A 15,456-nucleotide genomic window follows, 5' to 3' on the forward strand; every position below is an offset into this window, starting at 1 on the left:
TGCAAAGGATGGATACGTGAACGAAACAGCCTTGCCTAAAGATGACGTCCAGCCAGTGCTCGATACACCGGTTGAACCACCGGTTGAAACGGCGCCGCCTCCTGCAGCGCAGCGCCGAGGCAATGGGCTGGCAATTGTCGCCCTGCTGCTCGGTGCCGCCGGTGTTGCCGTGGGCGGTTGGGGTGTCTGGCAGGTCCGCCACCTGCAAGCCAATACCCAGCAGCAATTGAGCCAGGTGCAGGCGTTGAACGATCAGGCGCAAAGCCTGAAGCTCAATGAACAGCGCCTCAGCGCGCGCCTTGAGCAAATGCCTGCGGCCGAAGAACTGGACGCCCGCAGTCGTCTGGTGACGCAACTGCAAGGCGATCAGCAGCGTTTGAATCAACGTCTGGAAACTGTCCTCGGCGCGAGCCGCAAGGACTGGCGTCTGGCCGAGGCCGAGCACTTGCTGCGACTGGCCAGCCTGCGACTGTCTGCCTTGCAGGACATCAGCAGCGCCCAGGCGCTGGTGCAGGGCGCCGATGAAATTCTTCGCGAACAGAACGATCCAGGTTCCTTTGCCGCCCGCGAGCAAGTGGCGAAAACCCTGGTCGCCTTGCGCAGTACCGAACAGCCGGATCGCACGGGTCTGTTTCTGCGCCTGGGTGCGCTGCGCGATCAGGTGATCAACCTCACCGAGCTGGCGCCTGAGTACAAGGATCGGGGCGAGTCGCTGCTGGGCCTGACCGCCGACGGCGACGGCGCCAGTCGCTGGGCGCAATGGTGGGATCAGATCTCGCGCTACATCCGCATCGATTTTGACGCCGACAAAAATGTCCGTCCGCTGCTGGCAGGGCAGGGCTTGAGTCAGGTGCGACTGGCCTTGAGTCTGGCGCTGGAGCAGGCGCAATGGGCGGCGCTCAATGGGCAGGCCGCGGTCTACACCCAGGCGTTGGCCGAAGCGCGGGATGTGCTCAAGGGCAACTTCAATCCGGACAACCCGCAGAGCAAGGTGATGCTCGAGCAGGTAAGCGAATTGAGCAAGCAACCGGTCACCGTGGTGACGCCGGATCTGACCGGCACGCTGAGCGCGGTTCAGGGTTATCTCGAGCGACGTAATGTCAACGCCGAGGACTCCATCAAACCGATGGCCAAACCTGCGGCGAACACCGCGCAGGAGGCCACGCCATGAAACGTCTTTATGTGATCGTGTTTCTGGTCATCGCCGCTGCCGCCGCACTGGGGCTGGCGATTGCCGAGCATTCCGGCTACGTGCTGATCGCCTACAAGAGCTTTCGTTTCGAATCGAGCCTGTGGGCGACATTGGCGTTGGTCGCCGTGTTGTGGCTGGTGTTCTGGGGCATCAAGGCGTTGGTCGAACTAGTGACGACCTCCAGTGGCGTGGTCAATCCCTGGTCGCGGCGCAATCGCAGCCGCCGGGTCCAGGTGGCGATCGAACACGGCCAGCTGGACCTTGCCGAAGGTCGTTGGGCCAGCGCGCAACGTCATCTGCATCGCGCTGCCGAAGCCGAGCGCCAGCCACTGCTTTACTATCTGGGCGCGGCCCGCGCCGCGAACGAACAAGGCCACTACGAAGAAAGCGACAACCTGCTGGAGCGCGCGCTGGAGCGACAGCCTCAGGCTGAGTTGGCGATTGCCTTGAGCCACGCCCAGTTGCAGACCGACCGTGGCGACACCGAGGGTGCGCTGGCGACGCTGCAAGCGATGCATGAGCGCCATCCTCATAACGTCCAGACCTTGCGCCAGTTGCAGCGCTTGCATCAACAACGCGGCGATTGGTCCGCGGTGATTCGCCTGCTACCGGAGCTGCGCAAGGACAAGGTGCTGCCATCGACCGAACTGGCTGAACTTGAACGCCGGGCGTGGGGCGAGAACCTGTCACTGGCCGCGCGTCAGGAAGAGGACGGCACCGTCGGCTTGCAGTCGCTCAATCGCGCCTGGCAGCAGCTCACTACGGCGCAACGCCAGGAGCCACAACTGGTGTTGGCGTACGCCGAGCAACTTCGGCAACTGGGCGCTCAGGTCGAGGCCGAAGAAGTTTTGCGAACAGCGTTGAAGCGCAACTACGACAGCCACCTGGCGCGGCTGTACGGACTGGTTCGCGGCAGTGATCCGGCGCGTCAATTGCAGACGGCCGAGGGCTGGCTGAAGAATCATCCGGCTGATCCGAGCCTGCTGCTGACTTTGGGTCGCCTGTGCCTGCAAAGCAGTCTGTGGGGCAAGGCTCGGGACTACCTCGAAAGCAGCCTGCGCGTGCAGCGTAATCCGGAAGCCTGCGCGGAGCTGGCGCGGCTGCTGGCGCAACTGGGCGACACCGAGCGCAGCAATCAGCTGTTTCAGGAAGGCCTTGGCCTGCTGGACGAACGCCTTCTGGCGGCGCCATTGCCGGTTCCGGTAAATGCCTGATGGTTTATCCCTGCGCAGCAGGCTGAATCAGCTGCTGCTGGAGGGGGGCGAGGTGCTTGAATTCGTCGATTTCTTACCTTCGCATTCCCGTAACGGCTTAGTCCTACAACCAACTACATCAGTTCTCGTCAATTCTGTCGGGAATTCCCTACACTTTTGTTGAAGTGTCTCTGTCGTCCTGCCTTGAAAGGCTGGCGCGCTTTCCTCTACCGTAACCACTTGTCTCTACTGGTATGGAAAAGCCATGTCGCTGGCCTGCTCACGCTCCTTGTTTTTCATGGTTTTCGTTGCTGGCGCGCTGGCCTTGGGCGTTTCCTATTATCTCGAATATGCAGTCGGTCTCCAGCCGTGCGGGATGTGCGTGTTGCAGCGGATTTGCCTGGCGATGCTCACGGGGGTCTGCCTGGGCGCCGCGATTCATGGGCCCGGCCGTTTGGCCTCTTTTGTGTATTGGCTGCTCGGTTTGCTGTGCAGTCTGGCAGGCACCGTCACGGCCTGGCGCCAAGTGCTGTTGCAGACCAGTCCGGTGCACCAGTTGCCCGCCTGTTCGACCCACCTGTCCGAACTGTTCGCGGACACTCCGTGGTTAAACGTCGTGCAGCAGATGTTTAACGGCGCCGCCGACTGCGCGCAGATTTCCTGGACGCTGTTCGGTTTGAGCCTCCCGGAGTGGAGTCTGTTGTTCTTTGTCGGGATGACTATTTTGAGTCTTCAGCAGTTGCTGCGTCTGGTCTGCATCGCTTGCCGGCGACCGCTCAGCGGCGAGTCGTCGCACCCTGCGCTGGCGGGCGATTAAACACTTGTATGAACTTTATCTCCTGCGTACCTTGAAGCCATTGTCGTGCGGGCATAATCTGGCCCGCACGTGTCATTGGAATTATGTTGCTCGAATGACGCTCTGCCTGGCCGATTCTTGATCTTCAAGGGTGCGACAGGTGTAGGGCAGCATGACCCACAAGGGAAGAGAGATCACCATGCTCGAAAGTTGTCAGAATGCTCAGGAACGCTGGGGTGGAGTGCATCTGCTGATCGATCGCTGGTTGCAGGAGCGTCACGAACTGGTTCGGGCCTATGATGCTCTCGGCGCCAAGCCTGAGGCGCTGGGCGAAAACCGCAAGCCATTGCAGGAATTCTGCGGAGTGCTGGTCGATTACGTGTCTGCCGGGCACTTCGAGATCTACGAACAGCTGACGGGTGAGGCCAAAGCCTTTGGCGACACCCGCGGTCTCGAGTTGGCTGAAACCATCTACCCGCGCATCGACGTCATCACCGAGAAGCTGCTCGCCTTCAATGATCTGTGCGACGCCGGCAAGTGTGTAGCAGAGAAATTCAAGGAGCTGGGTGGTCTGTTGCACGAACGCTTCGAACTGGAAGACTGTCTGATCGAAGTGCTGCACACCGCTCACAAGGAAGAGGATTCGGTTCAGGCCTGATCCCTTCCCGCAACACCCTCAAAACGGTGCGCCCTGCGCACCGTTTTTCGTTTCCGTCATTCAGCTTGTGGCGCCGCGCAATTCGATCTCGAATACCAGTGGCGTGAAAGGCGCGATCAAGTCGCCAGCACCGTCGGCGCCATAAGCCTGGGCCGATGGAATCACCAGTCGCCACTTCGCACCGACCGGCATGTTTTGCAGCGCGGTTCGCCAGCCGCTGATCACACTGTCGAGACTGAACCACTGTGGCTGACTGTTCTGATCGAACACGGTGCCGTCCGGAAGTCGACCGATGTACAACACCTGGACTTTGCCATCCGGACCGGCCTTCGCGCCGGTGCCGGGTGCCAGCTCTGTCAGTAATATTCCATCGGCCAGTTCACGAACGCCGGGTTTGGCTTTTTCAACGGCGAGGAAGCGCTGCTCTTTTTCGAGAACAGCTTCGCTGCCGGGCGTGCTTTGTTGCAAGGAAACCTGAGCTTCATGCTCGGTCAGAATCTGTTCGATCTGCTCGTCTTTCAGGGCCAGGGGTTTGCCCTGATAGGCCTGCTGCAGCCCTTCGACCAATGCCTGGAGTTGCAGATCGGGAACCTCCTGACGCAGGCGCTCACCGAGGCTTGCACCCAAGCTATAAGCAAGATCGTGAGCTTCATTTTCTTTGGTTTTTTCGGCAGCCTGGGCCACAGAAAAAAACACGCACAGCGATACAAAAAGGTAGCGCGACATCGGCACTCTCCGACCTGAGATGCGGCAGATTATGCCAGTGTGGATGCGTTCGACAGTGAACTCATTTTGCGCAAGCACAGAAGATTTTCGATCCGTTGCAACGCAGCGCTTTCGATACTGTCAACATGCCCTAGCGGCGGTCCCTGCAGAGGTCTAGTATGAGCCGCACCCACGTCAGCCAGGAGGTAAACCATGTCGGCCACCAAGAAGCCTGTAAATACCCCGTTGCACTTACTCCAACAACTCTCGGGCAGCCTGCTCGAGCATTTGGAAACCGCTTGTTCGCAAGCCTTGGCTGATGCTGAAAAACTGCTCGCCAAACTGGAAAAGCAGCGCGGAAAAGCGCAGGAAAAATTGCACAAGTCCCGCACTAAATTGCAGGACGCTGCGTCGGCCGGCAAGGCCAAGGCGCAGACCAAAGCCAAGGGCGCGGTGAAGGAACTTGAAGACCTGCTCGATGCCCTCAAGGATCGTCAATCGGAAACTCGCGGCTACATTCTGCAACTCAAGCGCGACGCTCAAGAAAGCCTGAAACTGGCCCAGGGCGTCGGTCGTGTACAAGAGGCTGTCAGCAAGGCGTTGTCCCTGCGTTCGGCCAAGCCTGCTGCGGCTCCGGCCAAGAAAGCGGCTGCCAAACCTGCCGCTAAACCGGCTGCCAGAACCGCTGCTTCCAAACCAGCTGCCAAGCCTGCGGTGAAAGCTGCGGCCAAGCCAGCAGCCAAACCTGCGGCGAAGAAACCAGCTGCTGCCAGCGCTGCTAAACCTGCCGCAAAAACGGCCGCTGCCAAACCTGCCGCCAAGCCAGCCGCTGCCAAGACCGCAGCCGCTAAACCGGCTGCAAGAACGGCTGCTGCCAAACCTGCTGCGGCAAAAACTGCGGCTGCCAAACCGGCCGCAAAACCAGCAGCCAAGACCGCTGCCGCGAAACCAGCTGCCAAGTCTGCGGCAAAACCTGTTGCTGCTAAAACTGCTGCCAAGCCAGCAGCAAAACCAGCTGCAAAAACTGCTGCCAAACCAGCTGCAAAAACTGCAGCCAAACCAGCTGCAAAAACCGCCGCTAAACCGGCCGCAAAAACCGCTGCTGCCAAGCCAGCCACTGCTGCAAAAACTGCCGCAGCTAAACCAGCAGCTAAACCTGCCGCTGCCAAACCGGCTGCGAAACCAGCCGTGAAAAAACCGGCCACCGCTGCCAAGCCGACCCCGGCACCCGCTGCCAAGCCGTCGACCCCAGCGCCATCCGCTTCGGCCGCTCCTGCTTCCGCAGCCTCTACCTCGACAGCTACTACTGCGCCAACGCCAGTTGCACCGTCGAGCACCAGCACCACCCCAACCAGCGCTTCCTAAGTGCCGGTTGCCGCGACGCGCAGCTGATGCAGCGCGTCGCGGTTCAGGTGTGCGGCGCCCGCCGCCACACCCTCCAGCCAGGCCGGTAAATCGGTCGCCTCATCTTGCGGCCAACTCAACGCCGTTCGCTCCAGTCGCAATAGCAAATGCCGCTCGGCTTGCAGTTCCAGCGCTTTCACTTGTTCGCGCAGCGCTTTCAGTTCGGCATCCCCGGTCGCGCTGACTTTCCATTGCGTGCGCAAAGCTCGCAAAGGTTGCACGACATCCGCGTCCCAAGGTCCGGCCACATTGCACAGCTGTTGCAATCGTTGCTCGTTGCACGCCACTCGCCGTTGCCCCAGCCACAACCCGCACAGCAGCAGGCACACATTCACCCCCGCCGACTGCAAGGTTAGGCACGCGGCTTCAACGCCGGGTCGGGCGTAAGTGCCAAGGGAAAAGCTCCACAGGTCAGAGGACATAGTGCTACTCGCGCCAGTTGCGAGCGAAGCTGGTAGACTCCGCCGCCATTATGATTCGACTTCAGAACCTGACTTTACAGCGTGGCCCGCAACGTCTGCTAGAAGACGCCGAGCTGACCCTGCACGCCGGCCACAAAGCTGGCCTCATCGGTGCCAACGGCGCCGGCAAATCGAGCCTGTTCGCTTTGATTCGGGGCGAACTGCACCCGGATTCGGGTGACTGCTTCCTGCCGGCCGACTGGCGCATCGCCCACATGCGCCAGGAAATCGAAACGCTCGAACGCCAGGCGGTCGACTACGTGCTCGATGGTGACCTGCGCCTGCGTGAGGTGCAACGCGACCTCGCCGCCGCCGAAGCCGCGCATGACGGTGCCGCTCAGGCCCGCCTGCACTCGGAACTCGACAGCGCCGACGGTTACACCGCCGATGCTCGTGCCCGCAAGCTGCTGGCAGGCCTTGGGTTCACCAATGAGCAGATGGATCGCCCGGTCGGCGATTTCTCCGGTGGCTGGCGGATGCGTCTGAACCTGGCGCAGGCATTGATGTGCCCTTCCGACCTGCTGCTGCTCGACGAACCGACCAACCACTTGGACCTCGACGCCATCATCTGGCTCGAAGAATGGCTCAAAAGCTACCCCGGCACCTTGTTACTGATTTCCCACGACCGGGATTTCCTCGATGCCGTGGTCGATCATGTGGCCCACGTCGATCAACGCAAGATCACCCTCTATCGCGGTGGTTACAGCGCTTTCGAACGCGCCCGTGCCGAACGCCTGGCCCAGCAACAGCAGGCGTACGAGAAGCAGCAGGTGCAGCGGGCGCACATGGAAAGCTACATTGCCCGATTCAAGGCCCAGGCCACCAAGGCCCGTCAGGCCCAGAGCCGGATCAAGGCACTGGAGCGGATGGAAGAGTTGTCCGCCGCTCACGTCGATTCGCCGTTTGACTTTGTCTTCCGCGAATCGACGAAGATTTCCAGCCCGTTGATCGACCTGTCCGATGCCCGTCTGGGCTACGGCGACAAAGCCGTGCTGGAGAAGGTCAAGCTGCAATTGACGCCCGGCGCGCGCATCGGTTTGCTCGGCCCCAACGGCGCCGGTAAATCGACCCTGATCAAAAACCTTGCCGGTGAACTCTCGCCGTTGGCCGGTCGCCTGACCCGTGGCGAGAATACCGTCGTGGGTTACTTCGCCCAGCATCAACTCGATTCCCTTGACGCGAAGGCCAGCCCGTTGCTGCATTTACAGCGGCTGGCCCCAACTGAGCGCGAGCAGACACTGCGCGACTTCCTCGGTGGTTTCGATTTTCGCGGTGCGCGTATCGATGAGCCGGTGCTGAATTTTTCCGGCGGTGAGAAAGCTCGTCTTGCCCTGGCGTTGATCGCCTGGGAGCGGCCGAACCTGTTGCTGCTCGATGAACCGACCAACCACCTGGACCTGGAAATGCGCCTGGCGCTGACCATGGCGTTGCAGGAATTCAGCGGCGCGGTGTTGGTGGTTTCCCACGATCGTCATCTGCTGAAAAGTACCACCGACAATTTTTATCTGGTGGCGGACGGCAAGGTCGAGGAGTTTGACGGCGACCTGGAGGATTACGCCCGCTGGCTGGTCGAGTATCGACAGCGCAATGCCCCGGTCAGCAACACGCCGGTCAACCCGGACAAGACCGACAAGAAGGCCCAGCGTCAGGCCGCGGCCGCGTTGCGTCAGCAGTTGGCACCGCACAAGCGTGAAGCGGACAAGCTCGAAGTCGAGCTGGGCAAGCTGCACGAGAAACTGGCGAAGATCGATACCAGCCTTGGCGACAGCGACATTTACGAGCCGGCGCGCAAGAACGATCTGCGTGATCTGCTGGCCGAACAGGCGAAGCTGAAGGTGCGTGAAGCGGAACTGGAAGAAACCTGGATGGAAGCCCTGGAATTGCTTGAAAGCATGCAGGCGGAGCTGGAGGCGCTGTCCTGATGGAGGCGTTCAAGTGGTCGCTGTCACCGGTGTGGGTCGAGCCGATCTGGCTGGTCGTACAAATCCTGCTGATCTTGTTGGCCGGTTATTTTGCCCAGCGCTTTGTCGCCAAATGCCTGACTCGCCTGGGGGAGCGCTACCCTTTTCCGCCGCAGTTGCTGATGCCGCTGCGGGGCGGGCTGCGCTGGCTGATCATGGGCAGTGCGCTGATTTTCGTGCTCGAACGCCTCGGGGTGTCGGCCACGGTGCTCTGGACCGCGTTGTCCGGATTCGTCGCGGTGGCAGCGGTGGCGTTTTTCGCCATGTGGAGTGTGCTCTCCAATCTGCTCTGCGCGATTCTGATTTTCACCGTCGGGCCCTTCCGTATCGGTGACGTTGTCGAGTTGGTGGACACCACCGACAAACCCGGCGTCAAAGGTCGGGTGGTGGCGATCAATCTGCTTTACACCACGTTGATCGAGGCTGAAGAGCTCGGTACGGGCAGTGCGATGGTGCAAGTGCCCAATAGCCTGTTCTTTCAGCGCTCGGTTCGACGCTGGCGTGGGACGGATACATTCCCGTTAAGTGGGTTTGAAAAGTAAGAATTTTGTCACCTGACACACCGCCATCGCGAGCAAGCTCGCTCCCACAGGGATTTGGGTGGATCGCAAAATTGTGGTCAGCCCGAATCCCTGTGGGAGCGAGCTTGCTCGCGATGGCAGTGTGTCAGGCGAGAAGCCCGTCAAACCCGCAACATGGGTTTGTAGCCGCAACATCCTGCAAAAAATCGATAGTCATCCGCCCAAAGCCGCATTAGCTTAGACCTCTGTCACGAGTCCGATTTCGAGGTGTGCGATGGAGCTTCAAACATGGCTGGCGTTTTTTGCCGCCTGCTGGGTGATCAGCCTGTCTCCGGGTGCCGGCGCCATTGCGTCGATGTCCAGCGGTCTGCAATACGGTTTCTGGCGCGGTTACTGGAACGCCTTGGGCCTGCAATTGGGCCTGGCGGTGCAGATCGCGATTGTCGGCGCCGGTGTGGGCGCGATTCTCACGGCCTCGGCCAGCGCGTTTTATGCGATCAAATGGTTCGGCGTGGCGTATCTGGTTTACCTCGCGATCAAGCAATGGCGCGCACTGCCCAGCGACATGAGCGACGACGCTGCCGTACGCCAGATCGGCAAGCCGATGGCGTTGGTGTTTCGCGGTTTTCTGGTGAACATCAGTAACCCCAAGGCGTTGGTGTTCATGCTCGCGGTGCTGCCACAGTTCATCGACCCGCATGCGCCGCTGCTGATGCAGTACCTGATCATCGGCGTGACCATGGTCTTCGTTGACCTGATCGTGATGGCTGGTTACACCGGGTTGGCGTCCAAAGTGCTGCGTCTGTTGCGCACGCCCCAGCAGCAAAAACGCATGAACCGCACCTTTGCCGGGCTGTTCATCGGCGCGGCGGCGTTCATGGCGACGCTGCGCAAAGCTGCGGTGTAAAACCGCCGGGCACAAAAAAGGCGACCCCAGAGGTCGCCTTTTTCATTTGTGATGTGAATGCCTTGTGGCGAGGGCCTCTGTGGCGAGGGGATTTATCCCCGTTGGGTCGCGAAGCGGCCCCAAAGATGGGACTGCTGCGCAGTCCAACGGGGATAAATCCCCTCACCACAGATCCCCTCAAACCAACCCCCTCACAACCTTGCCGCAGAGGTTGTGCAACGATCAGTGAAGAATGACCGGCGCCGTATCCCGTGGCAGGTTGTTGCGCAACGGGGCTTGCCCCGGCTGCTCGTAACCGCCACCACCGAGTTGTTGACCCAGTTGCGCAGCCACGTCTTCGCCCAGTGCCTTGGACACATCACGTACCACGCGCGGCCGGTTGAGCGAGACGCGAATGTCCCGGCTATTCACCAGTTTGGTGTCCTGACCTTCGCCCATCGCCGTAAAGGCCGAGGTGATTTCATAGGTCTTGGTGTTGATCAGGCTGAAATCCGCCACCAGCGTCAGACCCAGGATCGCCGAGTAGCTGTCGGTGTTGGCCAGCTCAGTGGTATCGCGGGTGAAGTCGATGTCCGACACGGTGCCGAACAGCACGTAATCGGCACCTTTGAAGTGGCCGGCCTTGATCCGCTTGATCACGTCATACACGTCACCTTTGGAAGAAGCCGTGTACGGCGTGCCTTGCACCAGTTGGAACATCCCGGAGCGCAGCATCTCGCCTTTGATGTCGCCGGTGAACTTGCGCAGTTCACCTTGCTCGATGTAGCTGCTGGTGGCTTCGATTTCGTTGTAGCTCGAAGAACCGCTGGCGCTGTAGCGGTTTGCCTGGAAGTTGCTCTGGGCCGAAACGATGTGGATGTACTGCTCCACCCGCTCCTGATACGCCAGGTCCGTCACCGCGACTTTCGACGCCGCTTGCACGCTGAACGCGCAAGCCAGGGCCATCATGCCAATCCATGCGCGCATTGATTAACGCTCCGTGGTCTTGCGGATCTCTTTTTCATCCATCCACTCGGCCAGGCCGCTTTCAACGTCGATCAATTGCAGGCTGAATTTGTAGAAGACGTCTTTGTAATCGCTGCTGCGCTTGACGATCGAGCTGATCGAACCCTCGATGCGGTATTTGGCAGCGATCATGTTGCCGGTCTTGGCCACCGTGGCTTTCTTGTACAGGCCGCTCTGGTTTTGCAGCTTGAGCTGATCCACCTGGTTCTGCATCGCGGTGTTGTCGCTGGCGAAGCGGGCGGTGCCGGATTTCATCAGCTGGGTTTTGATGCTGGTGGTGATTTCCCGGGTGTCGATGTATTCGCTGGTCTTGTTCTTCACGTCGTAGACCTGAACCACCGGGCGGCCCTGCAGAATGCCGGACTGGGCGAGGGAGCGTGTCATGGACTCGGCGATCATCTGCAGGTCGGTCGAGCCGAATTCGTTGGTCACGGTTTCCACGGCCTTGGTGTCGCCGTAGCTGATGTTTTTGCTGCCGAGCGTCGGCGAGGTATTGGCGCAGCCGCTGGCGAGCAGGGCGATGACAGCGATAAACGAGAAACGTACAAACATGGGAATGCTCTCTGAAACTGATCGAATAGGGTATTAAGGCGTTTTGATTTCGAGGCGGAAATCCACGGCTTTGGCGGTCGGCGCAATCGCCTGAATGAAGCTGGTCTGTTGGCCGTACATCATCTGGCTTTTCCAGGTTTCCTCTTCGGCAATCGGGAAGCCTTCAGGGCCGAGCCAGGCAAAGCGGTAATAGAAGGTCTTGTTGTTGAAGCTGGTGTTGCTCAGTTGCACATTGGCCGTCATGAAGCCGTTTTCCCGGGCGACGCGCATGGCGCCGACCACGATATTCTTCAGCTTGCCCATGGCCACGACTTTGCTGGCAGCGCTGCCCGGCTCCGGTGGAGGCGGTGTGGCGCAACCGGCCAGCAAGGCCAGGGCGACGACAGCAATGAGTTTGAAACGCATGTAAAGACTCCGTTCTTAAGGTTGCTTGAGGGTGGCCACGGCCGTGGGACTGGCGCTCGGGATCACATGAGCCGCGACGCCGCTGGCGAAGACCTGGTTGCCCACGGCACGCAAACTGATGACTTGATAGCGCTGGTCAACAGTGATCTTGACCACCGAGCCGCCCACGGCGCTTGGCAGGGTGACTTGATGCTCGCCTTTTTTCAGGCGCAGGCGCACCACTTGGGTGTAGTCGGGCAGGGTGCGCCAGGTACGGGTATCGGCACCTTCAAGCACGGCTGAAGTGATGCCGACCGCCAGGCCTGCCAGTGGATTGGTTTCGTTGATCTGCTTCTGCGCCACACCCCGGGTCACTGCGCGAACAGTGGTGCGCACGATGATCCCGGGCATGTCGTCACGCAGGGCGCGGCGGGACATGGCGGTGGTGCTGTTGAGTTGCGTCAGGTTGAGCTGCTGACCGTTCACGCCGATCTGGGTGAGGGTGGCGGTGGAGTTATCAGCCTTGATGATCGGGAACGACAGCGGGGTGATCACCACATTGCCGCTGATCGGCAGAGGCAGGGGCACGCGGATCGAATCCCGGGCCGGCGCCAGGCCACTTTGCACGACGATCAGAATGTCGCTGTCTTCGTTCTTGGCACTTTTCTTGTCGAGATTCTTCAGCGCCTGTTCCAGCAGCGGCGTGTTCGGGCGCAATTCGATGGCCTTGCGATAACCCGGCGCAGCCAGGTCTTTTTCACCCAGGGCTTCATAGACGAAACCGGCCAGGTAATGGCTGAAAGCACTCTGGTAGCTGTTTTTCAGACCGACCACTTCCGGCGCATCGAGGCTGGCGACCGGGTAACCTTGCAGGTCCTTGTACTCGGTCTTGATGCCTTCCTTCTCGGCTTGCTCTTCGCTCTTGAGGTATTCCTTGTCGCGCAGATCGGCGATCACGGCTTCGCGTTCGTGGGTTTTCTTGATCGCGGTACGGGCGCCGTCGAAGTCGTTCACGGCCAGCAGGTTGAGGGCCATCTGCGTGGTCAGCATGACTTTTTCGTAGTCGTAGCCTTCGTAGCGACGCACCTTGTCGTTCACCAGAAAGCTGCCGAACTGCGCGAGGTATTTGCCGGTATCGAGCTTGACCGAATCTTCCCACTTGCCCACCACCACGTCGGCACTGGTCCAGGCGTTCTGGCTGCCGGACAGATCGCCCTTGGCACGCAGCAGTTCACCTTTCTCGAAGTAATAGAGCAGATCCTTGTCTTCGCCGCGGTTGTTCTTTTCCAGCAGGGTCAGCGCGGCATCGACATTACCGGAGGCCAGCTGCTGATTGGTTTGCGCGAGTTCCGAATCGTAGTTGCGGAACGCCGAGCAGCCGGAAAGCAAGGTGACGGCGCTGAGCGCAATCAAGGTTAGGGCGCGGGAGGCCATGGTTACTTCTTCCCTGAAATGTAGGCAGCCACGCGTGCGGGTCGGGCTGATGGGACCTATCGGCGCAGACCGGCGTCCTGCCAATTCCTCAAAAGAGGAGCTCAAGCGCCCTGTCGATGTTTCGAGGGCGCGGCATTATAGACAGGGATGCTGGCTATGTAATGGCTTTTTAACTCCTCCTCTGCACAGAGTGCCACTATCGTCGGTCGTGCGTCCGGAAGCGATATCGCGTCTGAAACAGTGCATCTCGTACAACAAAGCTTGAGTGAAACTCATTCGAAGTGAACAATGTGTTACTTCGTATTTCCAATTGAGATTCATTCATGACTGCCCCGTCCCGTTTCCTGGCCTGGCTGGTGTTGCCGCTGCTTGCCCTGTGCAGTTCCAATCTGCTGGCGGACACCGTCGAAGGCGCGCCGCAAGCGCTGCATTTGCTCGATTACATCGGCGCGGATTACCCGCAGACGGTGCAGGCGGGCAAGGTTACCGACGAATCCGAATACCGTGAACAGCTGGAATTCATCAAGGTGTTGCAGGACCTGATCGCGGAGCTGCCGGCGAAACCGGAAAAAGCCGGGCTGGAGCAGGGCGTCAGCTCGTTGCGCGAGGCGATCGCTGCGCGTCAGGACGGTTCCGACGTGGCGCGTCAGGCACGGCAACTCGGTGCGAAACTGGCCGTGGCTTATGAAGTCAGTCAGGCACCGATCATCACGCCGGACCCGACCCGGGGTGCGCCGCTGTATGCCCAGCATTGTTCGGTGTGTCATGGCGATGCGGGTGCCGGGGATGGCCCGGCGGGTGTCGGCCTGACGCCGCCGCCGGCCAATCTGCGAGATGCCGTGCGTCTCGATCACCTGAGCCTTTATGCGATCTACAGCACGCTGGGGCTGGGCGTGGAAGGCACCGACATGCCCGCCTTCGCCGATCAACTGGACGACCGTCAACGCTGGGACCTGGCGACCTACATCGCCAGTTTCAGCGCCGATCCGGCTACCGCAACTTCCGAAAAAACCTACAACATCGCCGACCTGGCGCGTCAGACGCCGGCCGAGGTGCAAGCCGCCGAAGGTCCGCAGGCGGCAGCGAACTTCCGCGCCCAGCGCGCGCAACCGCCGCAGGTCAAGCGTGGCCCGGCGCAGTTACTCGATTACACCGCCGCCACTCTGGACAAGAGCATCGCCGCCTACCGTGCCGGCGATCACGATCAGGCCTATGACCTGTCGGTGGCGGCGTATCTGGAAGGCTTTGAACTGGTCGAAAGTTCTCTGGATAACGTCGACGCCAACGTGCGCAAAGACACCGAGAAATCCTTGATGGCTTATCGTCAGTCGTTGCAGGACGGTTTGCCGGCGGCCCAGGCCCAAGAGCGTCTGGATGCGGCGAAAGCCAAGTTGAAGGAATCGGCGGGCCTGCTCGGCAGCGATGGTTTGAGTTGGTCGCTGAGCTACATTTCCGGCCTGCTGATTCTGCTGCGCGAAGGCCTGGAAGCGATCCTGGTGTTGGCGGCAATCCTCGCGTTCCTGCGCAATACCGGCCAGCAATCGGCGGTGCGCAGTGTCAACGTCGGTTGGGGCCTGGCACTGGTGGCCGGTCTGGCGACCTGGGCACTGGCGGCGTATGTGATCGATGTCAGCGGTTCGCAACGGGAGTTGCTGGAAGGGGCGACGGCGCTGTTTGCCGCGGTCATGGTGCTGTGGCTCGGCGTGTGGATGCACGACCGTCGCCACGCAGCGGCCTGGCAGGATTACATCAAAAGCAGCCTGGTGGGCGGCGGCGGGCGTTTTGGCTTTGCGACGCTGGCGTTTTTCTCGGTGTATCGCGAGCTGTTTGAAGTGATCCTGTTTTACGAAACCCTGTGGTTGCAGGCCGGCCCGGCGGGTCACAACGCGGTGCTCGCCGGTGGCGCAACGGCGCTGGTGCTGTTGATCGTGCTGGCTTGGGTAATCCTGCGCGGTTCGGCGAAACTGCCGCTGTCGTTGTTCTTCAGCATCAATGCCGGGTTGTTGTGCGCGCTGTCGGTGGTGTTTGCCGGTCACGGCGTGAAGGCATTGCAGGAAGCCGGGATCTTCGGCACGCGGCCGGTGCCGTTCTTTGACTTCGATTGGCTGGGCATTCATGCGGATGCGTATTCGCTGAGTGCGCAGGCGGTGGCGATCATTGCGATTGTTGTGCTGTATGGTCGCAGTTGGGTGGCGGAGAAGCGGCGGGTGTCGGTTTCCTGATCGAGTGATTCTTTAAAAGATCGCAGCCTGCGGCAGCTCCTACATTTGGAACGCGTTCCCT

General features: G+C 60.4%; 15 protein-coding genes. 9 read left to right on the plus strand and 6 right to left on the minus strand.

All coding sequences use genetic code 11. The features are described 5' to 3' along the window. Positions 1–16 precede the first annotated feature (16 nt). The 4 genes from F8N62_RS23755 (at position 17) to F8N62_RS23770 (ending at position 3,839) form a co-directional block, all read left to right on the plus strand. Positions 17–1,171, plus strand: coding sequence for a uroporphyrinogen-III C-methyltransferase (locus tag F8N62_RS23755; RefSeq protein ID WP_150712955.1), 1,155 nt, complete (start codon positions 17–19; stop codon positions 1,169–1,171). After that, positions 1,168–2,406, plus strand: coding sequence for a heme biosynthesis protein HemY (locus F8N62_RS23760; RefSeq protein ID WP_150712956.1), 1,239 nt, complete (start codon positions 1,168–1,170; stop codon positions 2,404–2,406). The genes F8N62_RS23755 and F8N62_RS23760 overlap by 4 nt, the downstream gene beginning before the upstream one ends. Positions 2,407–2,650: 244 nt before the next feature. After that, positions 2,651–3,202 (plus strand): disulfide bond formation protein B, encoded by a 552-nt coding sequence (locus tag F8N62_RS23765; protein ID WP_150712957.1) that lies wholly within the window; start codon positions 2,651–2,653, stop codon positions 3,200–3,202. Positions 3,203–3,380: 178 nt separating this feature from the next. Beyond that, on the plus strand, positions 3,381–3,839 hold the full coding sequence (locus tag F8N62_RS23770) for an Rsd/AlgQ family anti-sigma factor (protein WP_007899333.1): 459 nt from the start codon (positions 3,381–3,383) through the stop codon (positions 3,837–3,839). Positions 3,840–3,899: 60 nt separating this feature from the next. Here F8N62_RS23770 and F8N62_RS23775 read toward each other — a convergent pair whose 3' ends face one another. Beyond that, positions 3,900–4,565 (minus strand): FKBP-type peptidyl-prolyl cis-trans isomerase, encoded by a 666-nt coding sequence (locus tag F8N62_RS23775; protein WP_150712958.1) that lies wholly within the window; start codon positions 4,563–4,565, stop codon positions 3,900–3,902. Between the two features lie 192 nt (positions 4,566–4,757). On the opposite strand from F8N62_RS23775, the gene F8N62_RS31565 reads away from it, so the two are divergent. Continuing rightward, complete coding sequence (locus tag F8N62_RS31565) at positions 4,758–5,909, plus strand: AlgP family protein (protein ID WP_191632430.1); 1,152 nt, start codon at positions 4,758–4,760, stop codon at positions 5,907–5,909. Here F8N62_RS31565 and F8N62_RS23790 read toward each other — a convergent pair. Further along, entirely contained in the window at positions 5,906–6,370 is a 465-nt protein-coding gene (locus F8N62_RS23790; RefSeq protein WP_150712960.1) for a TIGR02444 family protein, read from the minus strand. The two genes, F8N62_RS31565 and F8N62_RS23790, sit on opposite strands and share 4 nt — an antisense overlap. Positions 6,371–6,420: 50 nt before the next feature. Between F8N62_RS23790 and F8N62_RS23795 the strand changes: the two genes are divergently transcribed. From F8N62_RS23795 to rhtB, 3 genes are all read left to right on the plus strand, one after another. Then, positions 6,421–8,331, plus strand: a complete 1,911-nt coding sequence (locus F8N62_RS23795; RefSeq protein ID WP_150712961.1) for an ATP-binding cassette domain-containing protein — start codon at positions 6,421–6,423, stop codon at positions 8,329–8,331. Then, a complete protein-coding gene (locus F8N62_RS23800) occupies positions 8,331–8,912 on the plus strand; it encodes a mechanosensitive ion channel family protein (RefSeq protein ID WP_150712962.1) in 582 nt (193 codons plus the stop codon). Before F8N62_RS23795 ends, F8N62_RS23800 begins: the two co-directional genes overlap by 1 nt. A gap of 253 nt (positions 8,913–9,165) precedes the next feature. Beyond that, the gene (gene rhtB / locus F8N62_RS23805; RefSeq protein ID WP_150712963.1) at positions 9,166–9,798 is read left to right on the plus strand and encodes a homoserine/homoserine lactone efflux protein; all 633 of its coding nucleotides are present in this window, start codon (positions 9,166–9,168) and stop codon (positions 9,796–9,798) included. Positions 9,799–10,020: 222 nt separating this feature from the next. Here the strand turns inward: rhtB and F8N62_RS23810 are convergent, their stop codons facing one another. The 4 genes from F8N62_RS23810 to F8N62_RS23825 are packed head-to-tail and all read right to left on the minus strand — an operon-like array spanning position 10,021 to position 13,173. Further along, positions 10,021–10,764 carry a penicillin-binding protein activator LpoB gene (locus tag F8N62_RS23810; RefSeq protein WP_150712964.1) on the minus strand — a complete coding sequence of 248 codons (744 nt, stop codon included), beginning with the start codon at positions 10,762–10,764 and terminating at the stop codon, positions 10,021–10,023. 3 nt (positions 10,765–10,767) lie between these two features. Next, positions 10,768–11,355, minus strand: coding sequence for a penicillin-binding protein activator LpoB (lpoB, locus tag F8N62_RS23815; protein ID WP_150712965.1), 588 nt, complete (start codon positions 11,353–11,355; stop codon positions 10,768–10,770). Between the two features lie 33 nt (positions 11,356–11,388). After that, positions 11,389–11,760 (minus strand): YcfL family protein, encoded by a 372-nt coding sequence (locus tag F8N62_RS23820; protein ID WP_150712966.1) that lies wholly within the window; start codon positions 11,758–11,760, stop codon positions 11,389–11,391. Positions 11,761–11,775: 15 nt separating this feature from the next. Next, positions 11,776–13,173, minus strand: coding sequence for a COG3014 family protein (locus tag F8N62_RS23825; RefSeq protein WP_150712967.1), 1,398 nt, complete (start codon positions 13,171–13,173; stop codon positions 11,776–11,778). Between the two features lie 323 nt (positions 13,174–13,496). Between F8N62_RS23825 and F8N62_RS23830 the strand changes: the two genes are divergently transcribed. Further along, on the plus strand, positions 13,497–15,395 hold the full coding sequence (locus tag F8N62_RS23830; protein WP_150712968.1) for a cytochrome c/FTR1 family iron permease: 1,899 nt from the start codon (positions 13,497–13,499) through the stop codon (positions 15,393–15,395). Positions 15,396–15,456 lie beyond the last annotated feature (61 nt).

This window comes from Pseudomonas fluorescens (genome assembly GCF_902497785.1).
GTDB classification, from domain to species: domain Bacteria; phylum Pseudomonadota; class Gammaproteobacteria; order Pseudomonadales; family Pseudomonadaceae; genus Aquipseudomonas; species Aquipseudomonas fluorescens_BO.

Bases quoted from the DNA above. Each gene is read 5' to 3' on its own strand.
- F8N62_RS23760 (WP_150712956.1), top strand. From the start codon at position 1,168: ATGAAACGTCTTTATGTGATCGTGTTTCTGGTCATCGCCGCTGCCGCC.
- F8N62_RS23765 (WP_150712957.1), top strand. From the start codon at position 2,651: ATGTCGCTGGCCTGCTCACGCTCCTTGTTTTTCATGGTTTTCGTTGCT.
- F8N62_RS23770 (WP_007899333.1), top strand. From the start codon at position 3,381: ATGCTCGAAAGTTGTCAGAATGCTCAGGAACGCTGGGGTGGAGTGCAT.
- F8N62_RS23775 (WP_150712958.1), bottom strand. From the start codon at position 4,565: ATGTCGCGCTACCTTTTTGTATCGCTGTGCGTGTTTTTTTCTGTGGCC.
- F8N62_RS31565 (WP_191632430.1), top strand. From the start codon at position 4,758: ATGTCGGCCACCAAGAAGCCTGTAAATACCCCGTTGCACTTACTCCAA.
- F8N62_RS23790 (WP_150712960.1), bottom strand. From the start codon at position 6,370: ATGTCCTCTGACCTGTGGAGCTTTTCCCTTGGCACTTACGCCCGACCC.
- F8N62_RS23795 (WP_150712961.1), top strand. From the start codon at position 6,421: ATGATTCGACTTCAGAACCTGACTTTACAGCGTGGCCCGCAACGTCTG.
- F8N62_RS23800 (WP_150712962.1), top strand. From the start codon at position 8,331: ATGGAGGCGTTCAAGTGGTCGCTGTCACCGGTGTGGGTCGAGCCGATC.
- rhtB (WP_150712963.1), top strand. From the start codon at position 9,166: ATGGAGCTTCAAACATGGCTGGCGTTTTTTGCCGCCTGCTGGGTGATC.
- F8N62_RS23810 (WP_150712964.1), bottom strand. From the start codon at position 10,764: ATGCGCGCATGGATTGGCATGATGGCCCTGGCTTGCGCGTTCAGCGTG.
- lpoB (WP_150712965.1), bottom strand. From the start codon at position 11,355: ATGTTTGTACGTTTCTCGTTTATCGCTGTCATCGCCCTGCTCGCCAGC.
- F8N62_RS23820 (WP_150712966.1), bottom strand. From the start codon at position 11,760: ATGCGTTTCAAACTCATTGCTGTCGTCGCCCTGGCCTTGCTGGCCGGT.
- F8N62_RS23825 (WP_150712967.1), bottom strand. From the start codon at position 13,173: ATGGCCTCCCGCGCCCTAACCTTGATTGCGCTCAGCGCCGTCACCTTG.
- F8N62_RS23830 (WP_150712968.1), top strand. From the start codon at position 13,497: ATGACTGCCCCGTCCCGTTTCCTGGCCTGGCTGGTGTTGCCGCTGCTT.